This window comes from Microbacterium sp. K24 (genome assembly GCF_004794465.1).
GTDB lineage: Bacteria > Actinomycetota > Actinomycetes > Actinomycetales > Microbacteriaceae > Microbacterium.
The window spans coordinates 1-2,395 of record NZ_SSDJ01000019.1 but is presented as its reverse complement, the minus strand read 5'-3'; the positions used below and the strand labels follow the sequence as shown (position 1 = coordinate 2,395).

Annotated in this window: 2 protein-coding genes and 1 pseudogene; 1 reads left to right on the top strand and 2 read right to left on the bottom strand. The window is 68.6% G+C overall.

The window, feature by feature from the left end:
- Positions 1–847 (bottom strand): hypothetical protein (locus DW306_RS00540; protein ID WP_205814060.1); only part of this gene is annotated, 847 nt, incomplete at its 3' end.
- An 80-nt stretch (positions 848–927) separates the two neighbouring features.
- Entirely contained in the window at positions 928–1,620 is a 693-nt protein-coding gene (locus DW306_RS00535; RefSeq protein ID WP_136053706.1) for an NTP transferase domain-containing protein, read from the bottom strand.
- Between the two features lie 251 nt (positions 1,621–1,871).
- Here DW306_RS00535 and DW306_RS21115 point away from each other — a divergent pair.
- Positions 1,872–2,395 (top strand): annotated as a pseudogene (locus DW306_RS21115) (hypothetical protein); the annotation flags it as partial.

Below are 2,395 nucleotides of genomic sequence, written 5' to 3'. Positions count from 1 at the left end.
GGGCGGCCGTGCCGGCAGCTCCCGCGACGGCGCTCCCGGCGAAGCGCGCGCCGCGCATCATCCGCAGCTCCAGCTTCTCCGCGCCCTCGACGGGCTCGAGTTCGAGGGGCAGGTTCACGGGAGCGGCCCCGAAGGCCTTGTGCGAGGTCGTCAGCACACGCCGGCCGAGGATGTGGTTGCCGGCGCCGCCCACCGCCGCGCCGATCCCGAACGGGAGCGCCTTGCCGATGACCGATGCCCCGCCCTTGGCGGCGAACTGCTTGACGAACATGCTCTTCAGGCGGTCGACCAGCGGCCCCACGGCGGCACGGGGGAGCGACTTGGTCACCAGCTCGCCCCAGTACGACGATCGACTTCCACCGCGGCCGGCGACCTGTCCCGCGAGCTGCCCGACCAGGTCGACGCCTTCCTTGCCCAGCATCAGGGTCATCACCAGGGCCCGTGCACGATCGGGGTTGGCGATCGCGATGCCGTGGACCTCGGCGACGGACTGCGCGAACAGCGCCGTCGATTCCACGAAGCCGACGGTCTCGACACCCGACAGGGCGAGAGTGACGCCCGTGCCGATACCCGGCACCACGGCGGTCGCGCCGACTGCCGCGCCGCCCGTCGTCACAGCTGCGAGGTAGCGCCGCTCGAGGATCCGGATGATCTCCGCGGGAGTCGCGTGCGGGTTGCGGAGTCGGATGCTGCGGATGTGGGCGAGCACGAGCGGTCGCTGGATGGAGAGCACGCGGTCGAGACCGCGCACCATCATCGGATGCTCCGGCGATCCCGTCGGTGGGACGCCCTTGTCCCAGGGGGAGTCGTCCGGGAGCGAGTGGATCTTGTGCACCTTGGGGGCCATGGCCTGATCCTACGAACTCCGTCCGCGAAAACGCCGAAAGCCCGGCACCCTTGACGGGGCCGGGCTTTCGTGACAGAGGATCAGACGAACAGGTTCGCCCGCTCGAGGTCTTCTGCAAAGTCGATCTCGACCGCGTAGAGGTCGGAGACGTCCATCGGCTCGAGCAGCAGGCCGTCTTCGGCGATCGCGAGCTCGAGGCCGCGCTCGAAGTAGTCCTGGTCTTCGACGCGCTGCAGCTGACGCATGAACGCCTTCTTGTTCGCCGACGAGATGTAGTTGATGCCGACAGCCTCGCCGAGGCCGCCCTTGACGGTCTTGGAGAGCTCGTCGATGAAGCCCTCGGCCGTGACCGTGTACTTCACCTCTTCGTCGCTCACCTTGGAGGTGTTGACGGTGACGAAGGACTGGTCGCGCTCGATGTACGCGGCCGCGCGGCCGAGGATCATCGGGTCGAAGACCACGTCGCCGTTCATCCACAGCACGCCGCTCTTGCCGGTGGCGGCGAGGGCGCGGAGCAGGCTCTTCGAGGTGTTGGTCTCGTCGTAGCGCTCGTTGTGGACGTAGTTGACGGTCGGGAACGCCTCGATGATCGTCTCGGCGCGGTAGCCCACCACCGTGGTGATGCGCGCGTCGGAGCCGAAGGCGGCCCGGATGTTGTCGTGCTGCTGGCGCATGATCGTGCGGCCGTCGCTCAGCTCGGTCAGCGGCTTCGGCAGCGCGCGGCCCAGGCGTGAGCCCATGCCTGCTGCGAGAATGACGGTTTGAAGAGTCACGAGTGCTCCTAAGGGGAAGTTGTGTTCACGGCTGGTTCACCAGCCAGACACCTCATCGTGCCGCGTTCATGGTATCGATTCCGCCTGGGAAGGCCCGGGGATCGATGGCCCCGTTGTCATTTCGTGACCGACTACACACTCAATACACAGGGTAGAGGATCGGGTGGGATGTGCGCGGAATCTTCGAGATCCGCGCGCAGATTGTTTCGCCACGCCCTTGGCGGAGGGCAACCCATTGATACCGTAGGACGGTGACTCCTTCCCCTGACGACCGCACCGACCAGGTGGACGATTCCCAGACCCCTCCCCGGAAGGCGACATCTCCGCGCACGCCGACGACGAAGCAGGGCTCCACCGCGCGCCCCGCGGCCAAGAAGGCGCCGGCGAAGCGCGCCCCGGCAGCGAAGAAGACCACGACGCGCACGCCCTCGAAGGCTGCCGCCGATACGGCGGCTCCGACCGGAGAGGTCGTCATCGAGCCGGCCGTGAAGATGGTGATCGACGCACCGAGCACCTCAGGCTCTGCCGCCAGGACGACGGCTGCAGCGCGGACCGCCGCGGCGAAGAATGCCGCCTCCCGCGCGGCGGCGGCCAAGTCGACGAAGCCGGCGACGGCAGCGGCACGGGCGGCTTCCGCGAAGAGCACGGCCGCGAAGAGCACGACCGCGAAGCCCGTCGCCGGGAAGACCACCGCCGCCAAGACGGCCGCAGCGAAGACCGCCGCGGCGAAGTCCGCGGCGGCGAAGACCACCGCGCGCACGGCATCGGCGCGCTC